Annotated in this window: 12 protein-coding genes; 10 read left to right on the top strand and 2 right to left on the bottom strand. The window is 60.6% G+C overall.

Annotated features, from left to right (window positions below; translation table 11 throughout):
* Positions 1 to 102: 102 nt before the first annotated feature.
* The 7 genes from nudB to ACSQ8V_RS02010 all read left to right on the top strand — a co-directional run bounded on the left by nudB (position 103) and on the right by ACSQ8V_RS02010 (position 9,271).
* A complete protein-coding gene (gene nudB, locus ACSQ8V_RS01980; protein ID WP_436204741.1) occupies positions 103 to 579 on the top strand; it encodes a dihydroneopterin triphosphate diphosphatase in 477 nt (158 codons plus the stop codon).
* On the top strand, positions 576 to 1,856 hold the full coding sequence (locus ACSQ8V_RS01985) for a phospholipase D-like domain-containing protein (protein ID WP_436204742.1): 1,281 nt from the start codon (positions 576 to 578) through the stop codon (positions 1,854 to 1,856). Before nudB ends, ACSQ8V_RS01985 begins: the two co-directional genes overlap by 4 nt.
* A 204-nt stretch (positions 1,857 to 2,060) precedes the next feature.
* A complete protein-coding gene (locus ACSQ8V_RS01990; RefSeq protein ID WP_436204743.1) occupies positions 2,061 to 2,660 on the top strand; it encodes a TetR/AcrR family transcriptional regulator in 600 nt (199 codons plus the stop codon).
* An 87-nt stretch (positions 2,661 to 2,747) separates the two neighbouring features.
* The gene (locus ACSQ8V_RS01995; protein ID WP_436204744.1) at positions 2,748 to 4,535 is read left to right on the top strand and encodes an acyl-CoA dehydrogenase C-terminal domain-containing protein; all 1,788 of its coding nucleotides are present in this window, start codon (positions 2,748 to 2,750) and stop codon (positions 4,533 to 4,535) included.
* Between the two features lie 84 nt (positions 4,536 to 4,619).
* Complete coding sequence (locus ACSQ8V_RS02000; RefSeq protein WP_436204745.1) at positions 4,620 to 7,055, top strand: 3-hydroxyacyl-CoA dehydrogenase/enoyl-CoA hydratase family protein; 2,436 nt, start codon at positions 4,620 to 4,622, stop codon at positions 7,053 to 7,055.
* Positions 7,056 to 7,217: 162 nt separating this feature from the next.
* Entirely contained in the window at positions 7,218 to 8,417 is a 1,200-nt protein-coding gene (locus ACSQ8V_RS02005; protein WP_436204746.1) for an acetyl-CoA C-acyltransferase, read from the top strand.
* Positions 8,418 to 8,506: 89 nt separating this feature from the next.
* Entirely contained in the window at positions 8,507 to 9,271 is a 765-nt protein-coding gene (locus ACSQ8V_RS02010) for an enoyl-CoA hydratase (protein ID WP_213765814.1), read from the top strand.
* A 96-nt stretch (positions 9,272 to 9,367) separates the two neighbouring features.
* Here ACSQ8V_RS02010 and fdhD read toward each other — a convergent pair whose 3' ends face one another.
* On the bottom strand, positions 9,368 to 10,216 hold the full coding sequence (gene fdhD, locus ACSQ8V_RS02015) for a formate dehydrogenase accessory sulfurtransferase FdhD (protein WP_436204747.1): 849 nt from the start codon (positions 10,214 to 10,216) through the stop codon (positions 9,368 to 9,370).
* Between the two features lie 204 nt (positions 10,217 to 10,420).
* Here fdhD and ACSQ8V_RS02020 point away from each other — a divergent pair, with 204 nt between their 5' ends.
* Positions 10,421 to 10,897, top strand: coding sequence for a nitrate reductase associated protein (locus ACSQ8V_RS02020; protein WP_436204748.1), 477 nt, complete (start codon positions 10,421 to 10,423; stop codon positions 10,895 to 10,897).
* A 364-nt stretch (positions 10,898 to 11,261) separates the two neighbouring features.
* On the top strand, positions 11,262 to 14,438 hold the full coding sequence (locus tag ACSQ8V_RS02025) for a sensor domain-containing protein (protein WP_436204749.1): 3,177 nt from the start codon (positions 11,262 to 11,264) through the stop codon (positions 14,436 to 14,438).
* Here ACSQ8V_RS02025 and ACSQ8V_RS02030 read toward each other — a convergent pair.
* Entirely contained in the window at positions 14,384 to 14,779 is a 396-nt protein-coding gene (locus ACSQ8V_RS02030) for an acyl-CoA thioesterase (RefSeq protein ID WP_213765818.1), read from the bottom strand. The two genes, ACSQ8V_RS02025 and ACSQ8V_RS02030, sit on opposite strands and share 55 nt — an antisense overlap.
* A gap of 315 nt (positions 14,780 to 15,094) precedes the next feature.
* Between ACSQ8V_RS02030 and ACSQ8V_RS02035 the strand changes: the two genes are divergently transcribed.
* Positions 15,095 to 16,990 (top strand): ABCB family ABC transporter ATP-binding protein/permease, encoded by a 1,896-nt coding sequence (locus ACSQ8V_RS02035; protein ID WP_213765819.1) that lies wholly within the window; start codon positions 15,095 to 15,097, stop codon positions 16,988 to 16,990.
* Positions 16,991 to 17,058 lie beyond the last annotated feature (68 nt).

Below are 17,058 nucleotides of genomic sequence, written 5' to 3' on the forward strand. Positions count from 1 at the left end.
CATTTGCAACACACGAAACGAAACTACCCCCCGGTGCGCCTTTTCCCGTTTTTAGGTTACATTCTTCGGCCAGCCTCTTATAAAGGCCGCAACGTTCCCACCATGTCCAAGCCGCCGAAAATTCCCGAGTCTGTCCTCGTTGTCATCCATACGCCCGAACTGGACGTGCTCGTTATCGAGCGCTTCGACCGGCCGGGTTTCTGGCAGTCCGTGACGGGTTCGAAAGATCACATCGACGAACCGCTGGTACTGACCGCAGCGCGCGAGGTTGCCGAGGAAACGGGGATGGTGGTCGGCAGCCCGGGCGTGCCGGAGCGCTCACTGCTCGACTGGCATCACCAGATTGAATACGACATCTATCCTGAATGGCGGCATCGCTATGCTGAAGGCGTCGTGCGTAACGTCGAGCACCAGTTCAGCCTGCTGGTCCCGCATTGCGTGGAAGTGACGCTCGCGCCGCGCGAGCACACCGCCTTTCTCTGGCTGCCGCTTCGTGAGGCGGCGGCGAAGTGTTTTTCATCGTCGAATCGTGAGGCGATCCTGCAATTGCCCGAGCGTCTCGCGGAGCACAACCGGTGATCGGTTTCGGCACGCCCAAACGGCGGTTTGCCCGACTCAAACTAGCCCTGTTTGGCGGACGCCGCCCAGTACGGCTGTGCTTCACCATCAACAACACGGTGCGGTTGTTCAAATCCGGCGTGGAATTTTTCCCGGCGCTGATTGAACGCATCGATGCCGCGCAGCACGACGTCTCGCTTGAGACCTACATTTTCAGCGACGATGCAGCCGGCCATGCCATTTCCACCGCGCTGATGAACGCGGCCCGGCGCGGCGTGCACGTGCGCGTGATCACGGACGGTATCGGCACGGCGAAACTTCCGCTCTTCGACGAATGGGCGCAGGCGAACGTCGAGCATCGCGTGTACAACCCGCATCTGTTCGGGCAGCTCGGTTTTTCGCGGACGCACCGTAAGCTGGCGGTCATCGACCATCACATTGCGTTTTGCGGCGGCATCAATATTGTCGATGACTTCGAGCAGAACGGCGTCCATCTCGACCACGCGCGCTGGGATTTTGCGCTGGAGGCGCAAGGCCCGGTGGTCAAGGACGTGCGGGAAGCCTTCGATCTCCAATGGCAACGGATTCGCCTCGGCGTGAAGCCGCTGGCGCCGCGGCCGCAGGATCAGCAAGGTACGCCGGGGGCATCGTCGAGGACGAACCGGCGCGCATTGCGAGCACGCCTGCGAGCGCGACGGGGCCTGATCCACGCGGTCGATCAACCGTGCGTGGCGTTCGTCGCCCGCGACAATCTGCTCAACCGGCGCGCAATCGAAAAGGCGTATCTCGCCGCGATTTCGCACGCGGAAAAAGAAGTGATGCTGGCGAATCCGTATTTCATGCCGGGGCGTAAGCTGCGCCGCGCGCTGGCGCGCGCAGCGCAGCGTGGCGTACGCGTCACATTGGTCATCGGGCGAAAGGAGTTTGTCGCGCTCGATTACGCCACGCCGTTCCTGTACCGCAATCTCCTGAAGTACGGCGTGCGGATCGCGGAATACGAGAAAACCATCCTGCATGGCAAAGTGGCCGTGGTGGACTCGAACTGGGCTACGGTTGGATCATCGAATCTGGACGCATTGAGCCTCGTGCTGAACAATGAGGCGAACATGGTGCTGGTGAATCACGAGAACGAGATCGTGAAGCTGCGCGACGCTATCCTGGCCGCCTTCCACGACGGCCGCCCGATTACCGTCGAGCAATACGCGGCGCGCTCCGTTGGTGAGCGTCTGCTTAACTGGCTGGCCTACAACACGTATCGCACGATGATGAAAATGCTCACCATCGGCCGTTACGATTGAGGCGTAAAAAACGCCGTGCGGTCAAACCCGGGCCGCCCCGACTGGCCGTCCGCCTATAAACCGGGACAAACTAAGACTCAACCGATAGATATAGTCACAAGTTAGACCCCGGTTTCTAATAAAAAGCTTGTTTCATGAACGGCTAGCTATAACAATAGTACGGCCGTTCGATTTTATTTCGATTCAACGAAAACGGTAAAGATCATGCGAAAAGGCGAACAGACACGAGTCGCGATCCTCGATGCTGCGCTGGACCTGGCAAGCAGGGACGGGCTTGAGGGTTTGACGATCGGCTTGCTGGCCGAACGGATGCAAATGAGCAAGAGCGGCGTGTTCGCGCATTTCGGCTCGCGCGAGGATCTTCAGGTGGAGGTGGTGAAGGAATACCACCGTCGCTTTGAAGACGAAGTGTTCTACCCGAGCCTGCGCGAAGCACGCGGTTTGCCGCGTTTGCGTTCAATGCTGGCGCGCTGGATGGAAAAGCGCATCGAGGAAGTGACAACGGGCTGTATCTACATCAGCGGCGCGGTGGAGTACGACGATCGTGCCGACAGCGCTGTCCGCGAGCAACTCGTGCACAGCGTGACCACCTGGCGAGCGGCGCTGACGCGTGCGATCAACCAGGCGAAAGATGAAGGGCATTTGCGCCCGGAAATAGATCCTGCGCTGATGCTGTTTGAACTCTATAGCTTCACGCTTGGCCTGCATCATGATGCGCGTTTCCTGCACTTGCCGGAAGCAGTGCAACTGACGCGGGACGCGCTGGAAAAAACGATTATTTCGTATCAAAGCAACGGCCGTTAGGCGTCGGGCGAATCGGCAGAGGGCATGCTGTAAAGCAGATTCGGCGGCGACCAAGGCTCAAGCTTCCTGGACACTTGGAGAAGAAAAATGGGACAGTACACAGCGCCGCTGCGTGACATGCAATTTGTCTTGCATGAATTGCTCAACGTGGAAGCCGAGGTCAAGAACATGCCGAAGCATGCCGACCTCGACGCGGATACCATCAATCAGGTTCTCGAAGAGGCCGGCAAATTTTGCGCCGAGGTGCTTTTTCCGCTGAACCAGATTGGCGACCGCGAAGGTTGCACGTACGAAGGCGATGGCGTCGTGCGCACGCCGGCGGGCTTCAAGGAAGCCTACAAGCAATACGTGGAAGCGGGCTGGCCGGCGCTGGGTTGCGATCCGGAATATGGCGGCCAGGGCTTGCCCGCGTTCGTGAACAACGCGCTGTTCGAAATGCTGAATTCGGCGAACCAGGCCTGGACGATGTACCCCGGCTTGTCGCATGGTGCGTATGAATGCGTTCACGCGCACGGCGCGCCTGAGTTGCAGAAAACGTACTTGCCGAAACTTGTGGACGGTACCTGGACCGGCACCATGTGCCTGACCGAACCGCATTGCGGCACGGATCTGGGAATGCTGCGCACGAAGGCCGAACCGAACAGTGACGGCTCCTACGCCATCATCGGCACGAAGATTTTCATCTCCAGCGGTGAACATGATCTGGCCGAGAACATCGTGCATCTGGTGCTGGCTCGTTTGCCGGGCGCACCGATCGGGACCAAGGGCATCTCGCTTTTCATCGTGCCGAAGTTCATTCCGACTGACGCGGGCGCTCCTGGTGAACGCAACGGCGTGAAGTGCGGTTCCATCGAACACAAGATGGGCATTCACGGCAATTCAACGTGCGTGATCAATCTGGATAATGCGAAGGGCTGGCTTGTCGGTGAACCGAACAAGGGCTTGAACGCCATGTTCGTGATGATGAACGCCGCGCGTCTGGGCGTCGGCATGCAAGGGCTGGGCCTGACGGAAATCGCGTATCAGAACTCGCTCGTGTACGCGAAGGAACGCCTGCAAATGCGTTCGCTGACGGGTCCGAAAGCGCCGGAGAAGGCCGCCGATCCGATCATCGTGCATCCGGATGTTCGCCGCATGTTGCTCACGCAAAAAGCCTACGCCGAAGCGGGCCGCGCGTTCACGTACTGGGCTGCGCTGAACATCGATAAAGAACTGTCCCACGCCAATGAATCCGCGCGTAAAGACGCCGCCGATCTCGTCGCGCTGCTCACGCCGGTCATCAAGGCGTTCCTGACGGACAACGCGTTCGAAGGCACGAACATGGGCATGCAGATCTATGGCGGCCATGGCTTTATCTCCGAGTGGGGCATGGAGCAATACGTGCGCGATGCCCGCATCAACATGATCTACGAAGGCACGAATTCCATTCAGGCTCTGGACCTGCTCGGCCGCAAGATTCTCGGCGACATGGGCGCGAAGCTGAAGAAGTTCGGCAAGCTCGTCACCGACTTCGTGGAAGAAGAAGGCGTGAAGCCGGAGATGCAGGAGTTCATCAACCCACTCGCGGACATTGGCGACAAGGTGCAGAAGCTGACCATGGAAATCGGCATGAAGGCGATGCAGAATCCGGACGAAGTCGGCGCCGCTTCCGTGCCGTATTTGCGTACTGTCGGGCACTTGGTGTTCTCGTATTTCTGGGCGCGCATGGCACGTATCGCGCTGGATAAGGAAGCCGAAGGCGATCCGTTCTACAAAGCGAAGCTCGCCACCGCGCGGTTCTACTTCGCCAAGCTGCTGCCTGAAACGGCATCGACGATTCGCGCCGCGCGCGCCGGATCGAAGACGTTGATGGACTACGACGAAGCCTTGTTCTAGGCCTCTTTTGCACTGCGCTACGTCATCCACGTTTTGAATGGCGTAGCGCATCGTCTTTTCGAATACCTCTCCCGGAGACACAACGTGAGCAATCTGAACATACGCAAGGTGGCCGTGCTCGGCGCCGGCGTGATGGGCGCGCAGATCGCTGCGCACCTGATCAACGCCCAGGTGCCAGTCCTGCTGTTCGACCTGCCGGCTAAAGAAGGTCCGAAGAACGGCATCGCGTTGAAAGCGATCGAGAATCTGAAGAAACTGTCGCCCGCGCCATTTGGCGTGAAGGACGACGCGCAATACATCCAGCCCGCGAATTACGACGATGACATCGAGAAGCTGAAAGAGTGCGATCTCGTGATCGAAGCCATCGCCGAGCGTATGGACTGGAAGCACGACCTATACAAGAAGGTGTCGCCGTATATCGGTGAAAAGGCGATTTTCGCGACGAATACGTCAGGGCTGTCGATCACGGAGTTGTCGAAGGGTTTTTCGGACGAGTTGAAAGCGCGTTTCTGCGGCGTGCATTTTTTCAATCCGCCGCGCTACATGCACCTGGTCGAACTGATCCCGACCGATACCACGCAACCGCAGATCCTCGACCAACTCGAGACGTTCCTGACCAGCGTGGTGGGCAAGGGCGTCGTGCGGGCGAAGGACACGCCGAATTTCATCGCGAATCGCGTGGGCGTGTTTTCGATTCTCGCGGTGATCGCGGAAGCAGAGAAGTTCGGACTGCGTTTCGATGAAGTCGATGACCTGACCGGTGCACGTCTCGGCCGCGCGAAATCCGCGACGTTCCGTACTGCGGATGTGGTCGGTCTCGACACCATGGCGCACGTCATCAAGACGATGCAGGACAACCTGCCTGACGATCCGTTCCTCGCGTTGTATGAAACGCCGGCCGTGCTCGCCGGTTTGGTGAAGAACGGCGCGTTGGGGCAAAAGTCGGGCGCTGGTTTCTACAAGAAGGAAGGCAAAGTAATCAAGGTGCTGGACCCGAAGACGGGAACGTACGTCGATGGCGGCGGCAAGGCGGATGAACTCGTCGGCCGTATCTTGAAGCGTCCGCCGGCGGAACGCTTGAAGCTTTTGCGTGAGTCTGAAAACCCGCAAGCTCAGTTCCTGTGGTCCATTTTCCGCGATGTGTTCCATTACATCGGTGTGCATCTGGAATCTGTTGCAGACAATGCCCGCGATATCGATCTCGCTATCCGCTGGGGTTTCGGCTGGAACGAAGGTCCGTTCGAAAGCTGGCAAGCGGCTGGCTGGACGCAAGTGGCGAAGTGGGTGCAGGAAGATATCGATGCAGGCAAGGCGTTGTCGAAAGCGTCGTTGCCTTCGTGGGTGTTCGACGGTCCGGTGGCCGAGAAGGGCGGCGTGCATACGGCTGAAGGATCGTGGTCGGCTACGGCTTCTACATTCATTCCGCGTTCTACGCTTGATGTTTATAACAAGCAGGTGTTCCGCGCACCGCTGATCGGTGAAGCGGGTATCGATCCGAAAACCTACGGCAAGACGCTGTTCGAAACCGATGCCGTGCGCGCTTGGGTCGATGACCGCGCAGGCGAAGACGATGTCGTGATCGTGTCGTTCAAAAGCAAGATGAACACGATTGGACCGTCGGTGATCGAAGGTTTGACGAAAGCGATCGAACTCGCCGAAGCCGATTACAAGGGCGTCGTGATCTGGCAAACGTCTGCATTGAAGCTCGGCAATCCGGGCGGCGCATTCTCGGCTGGCGCGAATCTCGAAGAAGCCATGCCCGCGTTCATGATGGGCGGCGCGAAGGGGATCGAACCGTTCGTGAAGAACTTCCAGCAAGGCATGTTGCGCGTGAAGTACGCGAGCGTGCCGGTGGTTGCCGCTGTGTCGGGTATCGCGCTCGGCGGCGGTTGCGAACTCGCGCTGCATTCAGCCAAGCGCGTGGCGCACATCGAAAGCTATATGGGGTTGGTGGAAGTGGGTGTGGGTCTCGTGCCGGCGGGCGGCGGCTTGAAGGAAGCGGCGTTGCGCGCAGCGAGCGCAGCCGGCGCTGTGAATGCCACTAGCGATCTTTTGAAGTTCTTGCAGAAGTCGTTCGAAAACGCCGCGATGGCGAAGGTCTCAGCATCGGCTCTGGAAGCACGCGCGATGGGGTATCTCAAACCGTCCGACACGATCGTTTTCAACGTCCACGAATTGCTCGATATCGCGAAGAAGGAAGCGCGGGCTCTCTCCGCCGCAGGTTATCGCGCGCCGTTGCGTGCCACGCAAATCCCCGTAGCAGGGCGCTCGGCGATCTCGACCATCAAGGCGTCGCTCGTGAATATGCGCGATGGCCGTTTCATCAGCGATCACGATTTCCTGATTGCGAGCCGTATCGCGGAAGCGGTGTGCGGCGGCGATGTGGAAGCAGGCAGTCTCGTCGATGAGGAATGGCTGTTGGCGCTCGAACGTCGCGCGTTTGTCGACCTGCTCGGCACTGCAAAGACGCAGGAACGGATCATGGGCATGTTGCAAACCGGCAAGCCGGTTCGTAATTAACGCGGGCAACTTAACATTTGCGTTGACCGGAGTAAGGCGCTAAAGCGCCAACTCCAGCCGACCGCAATGCATGGGACCAGAGTAAGCGCTATGGGGCTGGAGTAGGCGCTGAAGCGCTAACTCCAGCCGACACGCCAACTCTGGTCAACAAAGGAGCTGCAAATGAGCAAACAAGTGCAGGACGCATATATTGTCGCCGCGAGCCGGACGCCTATCGGCAAGGCGCCGCGTGGCATCTTCAAGAACACGCGGCCCGACGAGCTGCTGGTCCACGCGATTCGTTCAGCCGTGGCGCAAGTGCCGGGGCTGGATACGAAGCTGATCGAAGACGCGATCATCGGTTGCGCAATTCCCGAAGGCGAGCAAGGGCTGAACGTGGCGCGTATTGGCGCGTTGCTGGCCGGCTTGCCGAACACCGTGGGCGGCGTGACCGTGAACCGCTTTTGCGCCTCGGGCGTGACCGCGTTGGCGATGGCCGCCGACCGGATTCGCGTCGGTGAATCGGACGTGATGATTGCGGGCGGATGTGAATCGATGAGCATGGTGCCCATGATGGGCAACAAGCCGTCGTTGTCGCCGCATATCTTCGATCGTGACGAGAACATCGGCATTGCTTACGGCATGGGCTTGACGGCAGAACGCGTGGCCGAGCGCTGGAAGATCAGCCGCGAAGCGCAGGACGCGTTCTCGGTGGAATCGCATCGGCGCGCTTTGGAAGCCCAACGCACCGGCGAGTTCAACGATGAAATCGCGGCGTTCACGCTGAACGAACGTTTCCCGGATCTGGCAACGGGCGAGATTCGCGTGAACGCACGCGAAATCAAGAACGACGAAGGCCCGCGCGAGGGCACGACCATGGAAGGGCTCGCCAAACTGCGTCCCGTCTTCGCCGCGAAGGGTTCGGTCACGGCGGGCAATAGCTCGCAGACCTCCGACGGCGCAGGCGCGTTGATCGTGGTCAGCGAGAAGATCCTGAAGCAATTCAACCTGACGCCGCTCGCGCGTTTCGTGAGTTTCGCGGTGCGCGGCGTGCCGCCGGAAATCATGGGCATCGGGCCGAAGGAAGCCATTCCTGCCGCGTTGAAAGCGGCGGGTTTGACTCAGGACGATATCGACTGGATTGAACTGAACGAAGCGTTCGCGGCGCAATCGCTGGCTGTGATTCAGGACTTGGGACTCGATCCGTCGAAGATCAATCCGCTTGGCGGCGCGATTGCGTTGGGCCATCCGCTTGGCGCGACCGGCGCCATTCGTGCCGCGACCGTGGTTCACGGCTTGCGTCGGCGCAACCTGAAGTACGGCATGGTGACCATGTGCGTGGGAACGGGCATGGGCGCGGCGGGCATTATCGAACGGATGTAAGCGGGTAGCGCTAAAACGTAGAACGACGGTTCGCGCGCCATCCGGTTCGCGAACCGTTTCTTCATTCAGGATTCGTTCAGGAGACGAGAATGGACATCATCACCGAACACGTCGACGGCGTGCTGAGCATCACCATCAACCGTCCGGCCCGCAAGAACGCGCTGACGGCCGCGATGTATCAAACCATGGCCGACGCTTTCTTCGATGCCGAAAACGATCCGGCCGTGCGTGTGGTGCTGATTCGCGCCGTGGGCGATACGTTCAGCGCGGGCAACGATATCGAGGACTTCATGAAGGCGCCGCCGGCAAAGCAGGACGCGCCCGTGTTCCAGTTCCTGCGCCGCATCAGTACCGCGCAGAAACCGGTGGTGGCGGCGGTGGCGGGCGGGGCTGTGGGTATCGGCACGACGATGCTGCTGCATTGCGACCTGGTCTACGCAGCGTCTACAGCGAAATTCGCGTTGCCGTTCGTGCAGCTTGGGTTGTGTCCGGAGGCGGCGTCGAGTTTGTTGTTGCCGCGCATTGCGGGTTATCAGCGGGCGGCGGAGAAGCTGCTGCTGGGCGAACCATTCGATGCGAACGAAGCCGCGAACATGGGCATCGTGAATCGCGTTTTGCCGGCGGAAGAGGTGGACGACTTCGCACTGAAACAGGCGAAAAAACTCGCGGCATTGCCGGCGGCATCGCTGAAGGCGACCAAGGCGTTGATGAAGGGCGCTCAGGCGACAGAAGTCAGCGCGCAGATGGCGGCAGAGGCGGAGCACTTCGCCCACATGCTGACCGCGCCCGAGGCGAAGGAAGCGTTCACGGCGTTCTTCGAGAAGCGCAAGCCGGATTTCAGCCGGTTTAATTGATGACCGGCTTGGGCTCGCGGATAAACCGAGGGCTCAAGTTCCGGTGTTGCGGACGGGGCGGCCTGAAGCACGCCAGGGCTTTGCGCAACGCTTCGCTCAACGTGTGGCGCCGTCCACGTGCCCATACTCCACGAACCCGTTTTCCCGCGCAAAACTCACCAGCCGCAACCCCGCCTTTTCCGCGATGGAAATAGCCAGCGACGTAGGCGCGGAAATAGTGACGAGCATCGGCACACCGACCCGCGCCGATTTGCGCACGAGTTCATAGCTTGCCCGGCTCGAAAGGAATACGAAACCTTGCGTGGTATCCACCCGTTGAAGTACCAGATGCCCGATCAGTTTATCGAGCGCGTTGTGGCGTCCCACGTCTTCGAACGCGTATTTGACCGCGCCGCTTTCGTCGCACCAGGCGGCGGCGTGCAATCCACCGGTCAGCTTCGATAACTGCTGATGCGCCGGCAATTCATGCGCGGCATGAGCAATGGCGTCATCTGCAAGACGGTTCAAAAAACCCGTGTCAGGCACACGCTCTGGCTGCAGATCCAGCAAGTCGATACTCTCGATCCCGCACACGCCGCAGCCCGTGCGACCGGCCAGCGCGCGGCGCTTCTGCTTCAGCGCGACAAACGCCTGCTGCACCACCTGCAGATGCACTTCCGCGTGGGGCAAGGTGTCACTGGCGGGGGTATCGTGGAAAAATACCTCGATGTCGTGAATGTCACTGCCACGCTCCACAATGCCTTCCGTCAGCGAAAAGCCCACCGCGAACGCTTCCAGGTCGCGCGGCGTGCACATCATGACCGCGTGCGAAATGCCGTTGTAGACCAGCGCGACGGGCCATTCCTGGCCGACGTCGTCGGCGGCGTCGCGTATTTCGCCCAGCCGGTGGCGCCGTACGGACCGTTGTACGTAGCCAGGCTGGTCGTCGATGTCTGTGTCATTCATTGCATGGCTCACTTGCTGATTGCTTTCGATGTCGCGTTTTAGCCGCTCTAAGCGACTTCCCATCAGCATTTACGAGATAAATTCGGGCATAACCCTTGCTCCTTTATGGGGCAGCAGACACACTACAAGCCGTTCAAGGCCCTACGATAACCTACCGCGGCCTCACTCGCTTTCCTTGTCCATTACGCCAACGAGGCACCTGCCATGGCACTTTACGACGCTCCGCGCCTGTTCGGATTCGAACTGGAGTCGACTGAGAATCTGAGCTTCATTCCGCTCGTCGTGCGCTTTAACCTGGACCGCTTCGGCCAGATCATTTCGCTCGATCAGTGGAGACGGCTGCCGCACGGCGACCGCGAACTGCTCGCGCGCTTTCCTGTTGAAGAAGACGCCGCGATCGAACCCAATTTCGACCGGGCGCTCGCCGAGATGCTTCGAACCCACGCCGACGCAACGCCGGAAACATTCGCACCCGATGGCGATCCGATCTGGGCGCACACCGACGTCGTGCCTGAAACCGTGATTCGCCAGAGCAGTTTGTGCGGGATCGGCTCGCCGAGCCTGGGTCGATGGTCGGAGCTTTCGCCGTTCCAGCGTTACGCGTTGGCGAAGTTATCGCGCAAGGCCGAAGTCAACCACGACTTCGTTCCGGCGATGCGAGAGTTTGGCCTGGCCGATTAAGTGGTTACTTGCGTCCACAGACGGGGCTGCTGGCGGCCGAGCGGCGCTAGCGGGCGTCTGAGGAGTGTCACAACCCGGGCGGGATCGAAACCGCGCCGGGTGGAAATCGTTAGGGCGTGAGATCAGATTCTCCGCCGGGGAACCGCAGCACGCCAGTCGCACCCACCCAGATCCGCGCGGCTGGCAGCAGACCGACACTGGCCGCTTGCTGCCCCCACCGGCTACCCTTTAAAAGGCGCCTTTTAAGCGCCCACCCTAAATTCCCCTCCGCTCCTGCCGATAATCAACTATCGATACACGGAAATCGATGCGAAGACACGCGCCCAGTCTTCCCAGCCCCGCCTCCCGGACGGCGATCGAACCCATGAACTCATTCTTTTCCCGCCGTCTGCTGGTGAACCTGGCTGTCGTTCTGATCGCCATGGGGGCGAACGCGTTCGTCGCATACCAGCAAATCGACCGGCAAAGCGATGCCGACGCGCGCACGCGCCGCTCGCTCAGCCTGATGCGCGATCTCGACGCGTATCGCAGCGCTCTTGGCGAAATCCTCCCGGAAATCAGCTGGTACGAGGCAAGCGGCGTACTTACAGCGGCAGACGTGCGCGAGGCGCGTGCAGAACATATCAACGCGCTGGAAAGCGGCCTGCGCGCCCAGCTCGATTACGAACCCGACATGCAAGGCGCGTTCTACCTGCTCGGCGAAAGTGCGCGCATCGCGAAACGCGACGGTCAATCGGCGTTCGAACGCGCCGCCATAGACGCGCCTGGCGCGGCCCGCGACTGGACCCGGCAAGCCGTCCGCCGGCTCGCCGAAGACCAGCTATCGCTTGATGTCGAACTGGCGGTGCTGCGTGCGAGGGAAGCCGATTCGCTCGCGGCCACGCTCAATGAATCCGCGCTGGCGTCCAGCCGCGCCGTGTTCTTGCTGATCCTCACAATGCTCGCCGGCGGCGGCGCGCTGATCTACACCTTCGCGCGCCACGAGAAATCGGCGCGCGACAAGTTGCGCATTGCCCGGGCAATGCAGCGCAGCAACGAGCGTTTCCGCGATTTGTTCGACGCGCATCCGGTACCCATGTGGATTGTCGACGCCGCGACGTATCGCTTCGTGGCGGTGAATCCAGCGGCGCTTGCGCATTACGGTTACAACGAACTCGAATTCCTGTCGATGAGCATGCGCGACCTGCACGCCGACGACGACTTCGACCGGTTCGCGACACTTCTCGCGCGCCACAAGGGCAATCAGCCGCGCCAGACCGGCGCGCAACGGCCGGCGGGCGTCTGGCGGCACAAGCGCCGCGACGGCGCGCAGGTGAGTGCTGATATCTCATCGCACGCACTGACCTATTCGGGGCATCCCGGCATTTTCATGCTCGCCAACGACGTCACCGACCGCATCAATGCCGAGACCGAGGCGCGGCGTTCGAAGCAGATGCTGGAATCGCTTATCGACAATATTCCGCAGCGGATCTTCTGGAAGGACCGCGAATCGCGTTATCTGGGCTGCAATTCCGCCTTTGCCCGCGATGCCGGTCTCGCGAGCAAGGAACAGGTGGTCGGCATGACCGACGCAGAGCTGCCCTGGTGGCGCTCGGCGGAGCAACTTCGTGAGGATGACTGCCGGGTCCTCGCGACCGGCCAGCCGCTGATGAACGTGGAATGCGACGTTGAGCGCGACGACGGAGTGCGTGCGTCGATCACCAGCAAGATGCCGCTGCTCGACGGGGCGGGGCGCATTATCGGCGTGCTGGGTTCGTACGACGACACGACCGAGCGCAAGCGCGCTGAACTGGCGCTGCGCCTGCAAAGCCGGGCGCTGGATGCCTGCGTGAACGCCGTGCTGATCACCGGCACGAGTGCCACCGGCAACGTGATCGAATACGCGAATCCGGCGTTCAAGCGCATTACGGGTTACGACCCGGCTGATATCGTGGGCCGCGATTGCCGTTTCCTCCAGCGCGACGATCTAGACCAGGAAGGTCTCGAGGCAATCCGTATGGGTCTCGCCGCGAACCGCGAAGCGAGTGCGGTGTTGCGTAATTATCGTAAGGATGGCGTACTATTCTGGAATCAGCTGTTCATCGCGCCGGTGCCTGATGCGCAGGGCCGCACGACGCATCATGTCGGCGTGATCAACGACGTCACCGAAGTCGTCCGCTATCAGGAGCAGCTTGAATATCAGGCGAACTACGACACGCTTACGCGGCTGCCCAACCGCAATCTCCTGCGTCAACGGCTACAACACGCGATTGATCGGGCACGCCGGGAGGACAACACGGTGGCCGTGGTTTTCGTCGATCTCGATGGCTTCAAGAACGTCAACGACAGCCTGGGCCACAGCGTAGGCGACCGGTTGCTCGCGGTGGTCGCCGAGCGGCTGGCGCGTTGCGGCCGCGCCGGCGATACGGTCGCGCGCCACGGCGGCGACGAGTTCGTGATCGTGCTCCCGGACATGGCCGGTGAAAGCGCGCTGATTGCCTGGATGGAGCGCGTGCGAACCGCCATTTCGGACCCGGTATGGCTCGATGGAACGGAAATGTACGTGGGCTGCAGCATCGGCGCGAGCCTGTTTCCGCAAGATGGCGACGACGCCGAAACCGTGCTCAAGAAGGCCGATATCGCGATGTATCGCGCGAAGGACATGGGACGCAACACGTACCAGTTCTATCAGCCGGAAATGAATGCGAGCGTGGGGGCGCGGATGGATGTCGAGCGGCGTTTGCGGCGGGCGTTGCGCGACGGCGAATTCCTGCTGCACTACCAGCCGCAAGTTGAGCTGGCGACGGGCGAGATTGTCGGCATGGAAGCGCTCGTGCGCTGGATGGACCCGGAGTTCGGGCTGGTCTCGCCGGGCGCGTTTATTCCGGTGGCCGAAGAATGCGGGCTGATCGGGCCATTGTCCGAGTGGGTGCTGCGCGAGGCATGCCGGCAAAACAAGGCATGGCAGGATGAGGGGTTGCCGCCGGCGCGGATGTCGGTGAATCTGTCGGCGCGGCAATTCCAGCAGCGCGATATCCGCGTACTGGTGACGTCCGTGCTGGAGGAAACGGGTCTTGCGCCGCATTACCTGGAAATCGAGCTCACCGAGAGCGCCATCATGAACAACGGGGAAGACGCCGTCACCACGTTGTCGGAGCTGGCGGCGCTCGGCATCAGTATTGCCATCGACGACTTCGGGACCGGGTATTCAAGCCTCAGTTATCTGAAGCGCTTTCCGGTGGACCGGTTGAAGATCGACCGCTCGTTTGTTGCGGATATCGGTACATCGGGAGGCAATGAAACGATTACTTCAGCGATCATCGCGCTGGCTCACTCGCTTGAGTTGCAGGTGATCGCGGAGGGCGTGGAGACGGCGGCGCAACTGGACTTCCTGGTTGCTCGCGATTGCGACGAGATGCAGGGCTTCTTCTTCTCGCCGCCGCTGCCGGCCGGCGAGATTCCCGCGCTGTTGCTGAAGAGCGGGACCAGCCCGCGCCCCGGTTCCGATCAGTCCAGGACGGGCAACGCGCGCGGACGGCGGTCGCTGTCGGTGGCCACGTAGGTCAGTGTGGCCTCCGTCACCTTCACCACGTCTTCCGCCAGGCTCATGCGCTGCGCGTAGACCTCGACCGATACCGTCACCGACGTATTGCCCGTCTTCACGATATCCGTATAAAAGCTCAGCAGATCGCCCACAAATACCGGCTGCTTGAACACGAACGAATTCACCGAGATGGTCGCCACGCGCCCGTTCGCGCGCCGGCTGGCCGGGATCGATCCGGCGATGTCCACCTGCGCCATGATCCAGCCGCCGAAGACGTCGCCGTGGACGTTGGCATCGGACGGTTGCGGCACCACGCGCAGCGCGACCGGTTTGTTCGGGAGTTGCAAAGATTGGGTCACGAGCGGATTTCCATGAAAGAGTGAGGGATGCCGGCGGTCAGCGCGCCGATGCACCTTCTGCGACAATGCAGGATTAAACGATGTTGCTGGCGCTCGAACGAGTCTGGTTTGAATCTGAGTTGTCCACACCCGTTTCAGCTTGCTTTTACGGCGTTTAGCGCAGGTTTGACTGATTGTTGCCGACGCCGGGAAACATCGAATTGTACGGGAAAGCCCGCATTTTGAGATGGGCGCCCGTCCCGCGATACCTCGCTCGTCCGACACCGTTTGGCACCCTGTGACCCTGCGGCGCGGACCTCTGCAGACCTTGAATCCATGCGCCGCAACTCTCCCTCCGAACCGGTTCCTATAGCGAAAGGCCCGCGTAACGACTGGCAGACCATTCTCTCGCTGCTGCCGTACCTGACTACGTACAAATGGCGTGTCGGTTTTGCGCTGACCTGCCTGATCGGCGCGAAAGTCGCGAATCTGGGCGTGCCGATCGTGATGAAAAAGGTCATCGACAGCCTCAGTTCCATCCAGCATCTGACCGCGCTCGGGCGTGCGCAGGATTCCGCCGCGATCATCCTGGTGAGCGGCGTGGGCCTGCTGGTCGTGGCTTATGCAATCGTGCGACTGTCTACGTCGCTATTCACCGAGTTGCGCGAAATGCTGTTCGCGAAGGTCACGGAAAGCGCCGTGCGGCAACTCGCGCTGAAGGTGTTCCGGCATTTGCATTCGCTGTCGCTGCGGTTTCATCTCGACCGGCAGACCGGCGGCATGTCGCGGGATATTGAACGCGGCACGCGCGGCATTCAGCAACTCGTTTCATATTCGCTCTACAGCATCCTGCCGACACTCGTGGAAGTTGGCCTCGTGCTCGGATTTTTTGTCGCGAAATACGAAGCGTATTACGCGATCGTCACGTTGATCGCGCTGGTGACGTACATCGTGTTCACGATCAAGCTCACCGAATGGCGCACGCATTTCCGGCGCACGATGAACGAACTCGATTCGAGGGCGAATTCGCGTGCCATCGATTCATTGTTGAACTACGAAACCGTGAAGTATTTCGGCAACGAAGAGTGGGAAGCGCAGCGTTACGATGAAAACCTGAGGCGCTATCGGACGGCGGCTATTCGCTCGCAGCGGTCGTTGTCGGTGCTTAACTTCGGGCAGCAATTCATCATTGGCACGGGGCTCGTGTTCATTCTCTGGCGCGCGACGCAAGGCGTTATTGCAGGGCATCTGACGCTCGGCGATCTCGTGCTGATCAACACGTTCATGCTGCAGTTGTATATCCCGCTGAATTTCCTCGGCGTGGTGTATCGCGAGCTCAAGCAGAGTCTCACCGATATGGACCGCATGTTCACGCTGCTCGGCGCCGGGCGTGAAGTGCCGGATGTGCCGAATGCTCCGCCGCTGGTCGTGAAGGGGGCTGAGGTCCGGTTCGAGAACGTGAGCTTTTCGTACGAACGCGCGCGGCCGATCCTTCATGGTGTCGATTTCACGATTCCGGCGGGGACGACGACGGCGGTGGTCGGTCATAGCGGTTCAGGCAAATCGACGCTCGGCCGTCTGCTGTTTCGTTTCTATGATCTCGACCGTGAGCAAGGCGGCCAGATTCTGCTGGACGGCCAGGATATCCGCGATGTCGCGCAGGATTCGCTGCGTGCGGCCATTGGCATCGTGCCGCAGGATACGGTGCTTTTCAACGATTCGATCTACTACAACATCGCGTATGGCCGGCCCTCGGCTTCACGCGATGAAGTGATCGCGGCGGCGCGGGCAGCGCATATTCATGAGTTCATCGAAAGTTTGCCGGCGGGGTACGAGACGCCGGTGGGTGAGCGCGGGTTGAAGTTATCGGGCGGGGAGAAGCAGCGCGTGGCTATCGCGCGGACTTTGTTGAAGAACCCGCCGCTCCTCATCTTCGATGAAGCCACGTCCGCGCTCGATTCGAAATCAGAACGGGCCATTCAGCATGAGCTTGACCTGATCGCGCAGGAACGGACGACGTTGATCATTGCGCATCGGTTATCGACGGTGGTTCATGCGCAGCAGATTATCGTGATGGATCACGGGCGGATTGTGGAGCGCGGGACACATACGGAACTGGTACGCGCCGGTGGGTTGTTTGCGCAGATGTGGGCGCTGCAACAGCAGAAGGCAGCGGAGCCGGAAGAGGGTGCGAATGATGCGGTGGAGGTGGGCGAGCCGGCACGGGCTTGAAACGCCGTGGCATCCGGAAAGGCAATTACCCAGGCTGCCGGGAGGCAACAAAAAAGCGTCGATACCTT

Origin of the sequence: Caballeronia sp. LjRoot31, from assembly GCF_964253885.1 — a bacterium.
GTDB lineage: Bacteria > Pseudomonadota > Gammaproteobacteria > Burkholderiales > Burkholderiaceae > Caballeronia.

Excerpts from the sequence above, each read along its gene's own strand:
- nudB (WP_436204741.1), top strand. The coding sequence starts at position 103 with ATGTCCAAGCCGCCGAAAATTCCCGAGTCTGTCCTCGTTGTCATCCAT.
- ACSQ8V_RS01990 (WP_436204743.1), top strand. The coding sequence starts at position 2,061 with ATGCGAAAAGGCGAACAGACACGAGTCGCGATCCTCGATGCTGCGCTG.
- ACSQ8V_RS01995 (WP_436204744.1), top strand. The coding sequence starts at position 2,748 with ATGGGACAGTACACAGCGCCGCTGCGTGACATGCAATTTGTCTTGCAT.
- ACSQ8V_RS02005 (WP_436204746.1), top strand. The coding sequence starts at position 7,218 with ATGAGCAAACAAGTGCAGGACGCATATATTGTCGCCGCGAGCCGGACG.
- ACSQ8V_RS02010 (WP_213765814.1), top strand. The coding sequence starts at position 8,507 with ATGGACATCATCACCGAACACGTCGACGGCGTGCTGAGCATCACCATC.
- fdhD (WP_436204747.1), bottom strand. The coding sequence starts at position 10,216 with ATGAATGACACAGACATCGACGACCAGCCTGGCTACGTACAACGGTCC.
- ACSQ8V_RS02020 (WP_436204748.1), top strand. The coding sequence starts at position 10,421 with ATGGCACTTTACGACGCTCCGCGCCTGTTCGGATTCGAACTGGAGTCG.
- ACSQ8V_RS02025 (WP_436204749.1), top strand. The coding sequence starts at position 11,262 with ATGAACTCATTCTTTTCCCGCCGTCTGCTGGTGAACCTGGCTGTCGTT.
- ACSQ8V_RS02035 (WP_213765819.1), top strand. The coding sequence starts at position 15,095 with ATGCGCCGCAACTCTCCCTCCGAACCGGTTCCTATAGCGAAAGGCCCG.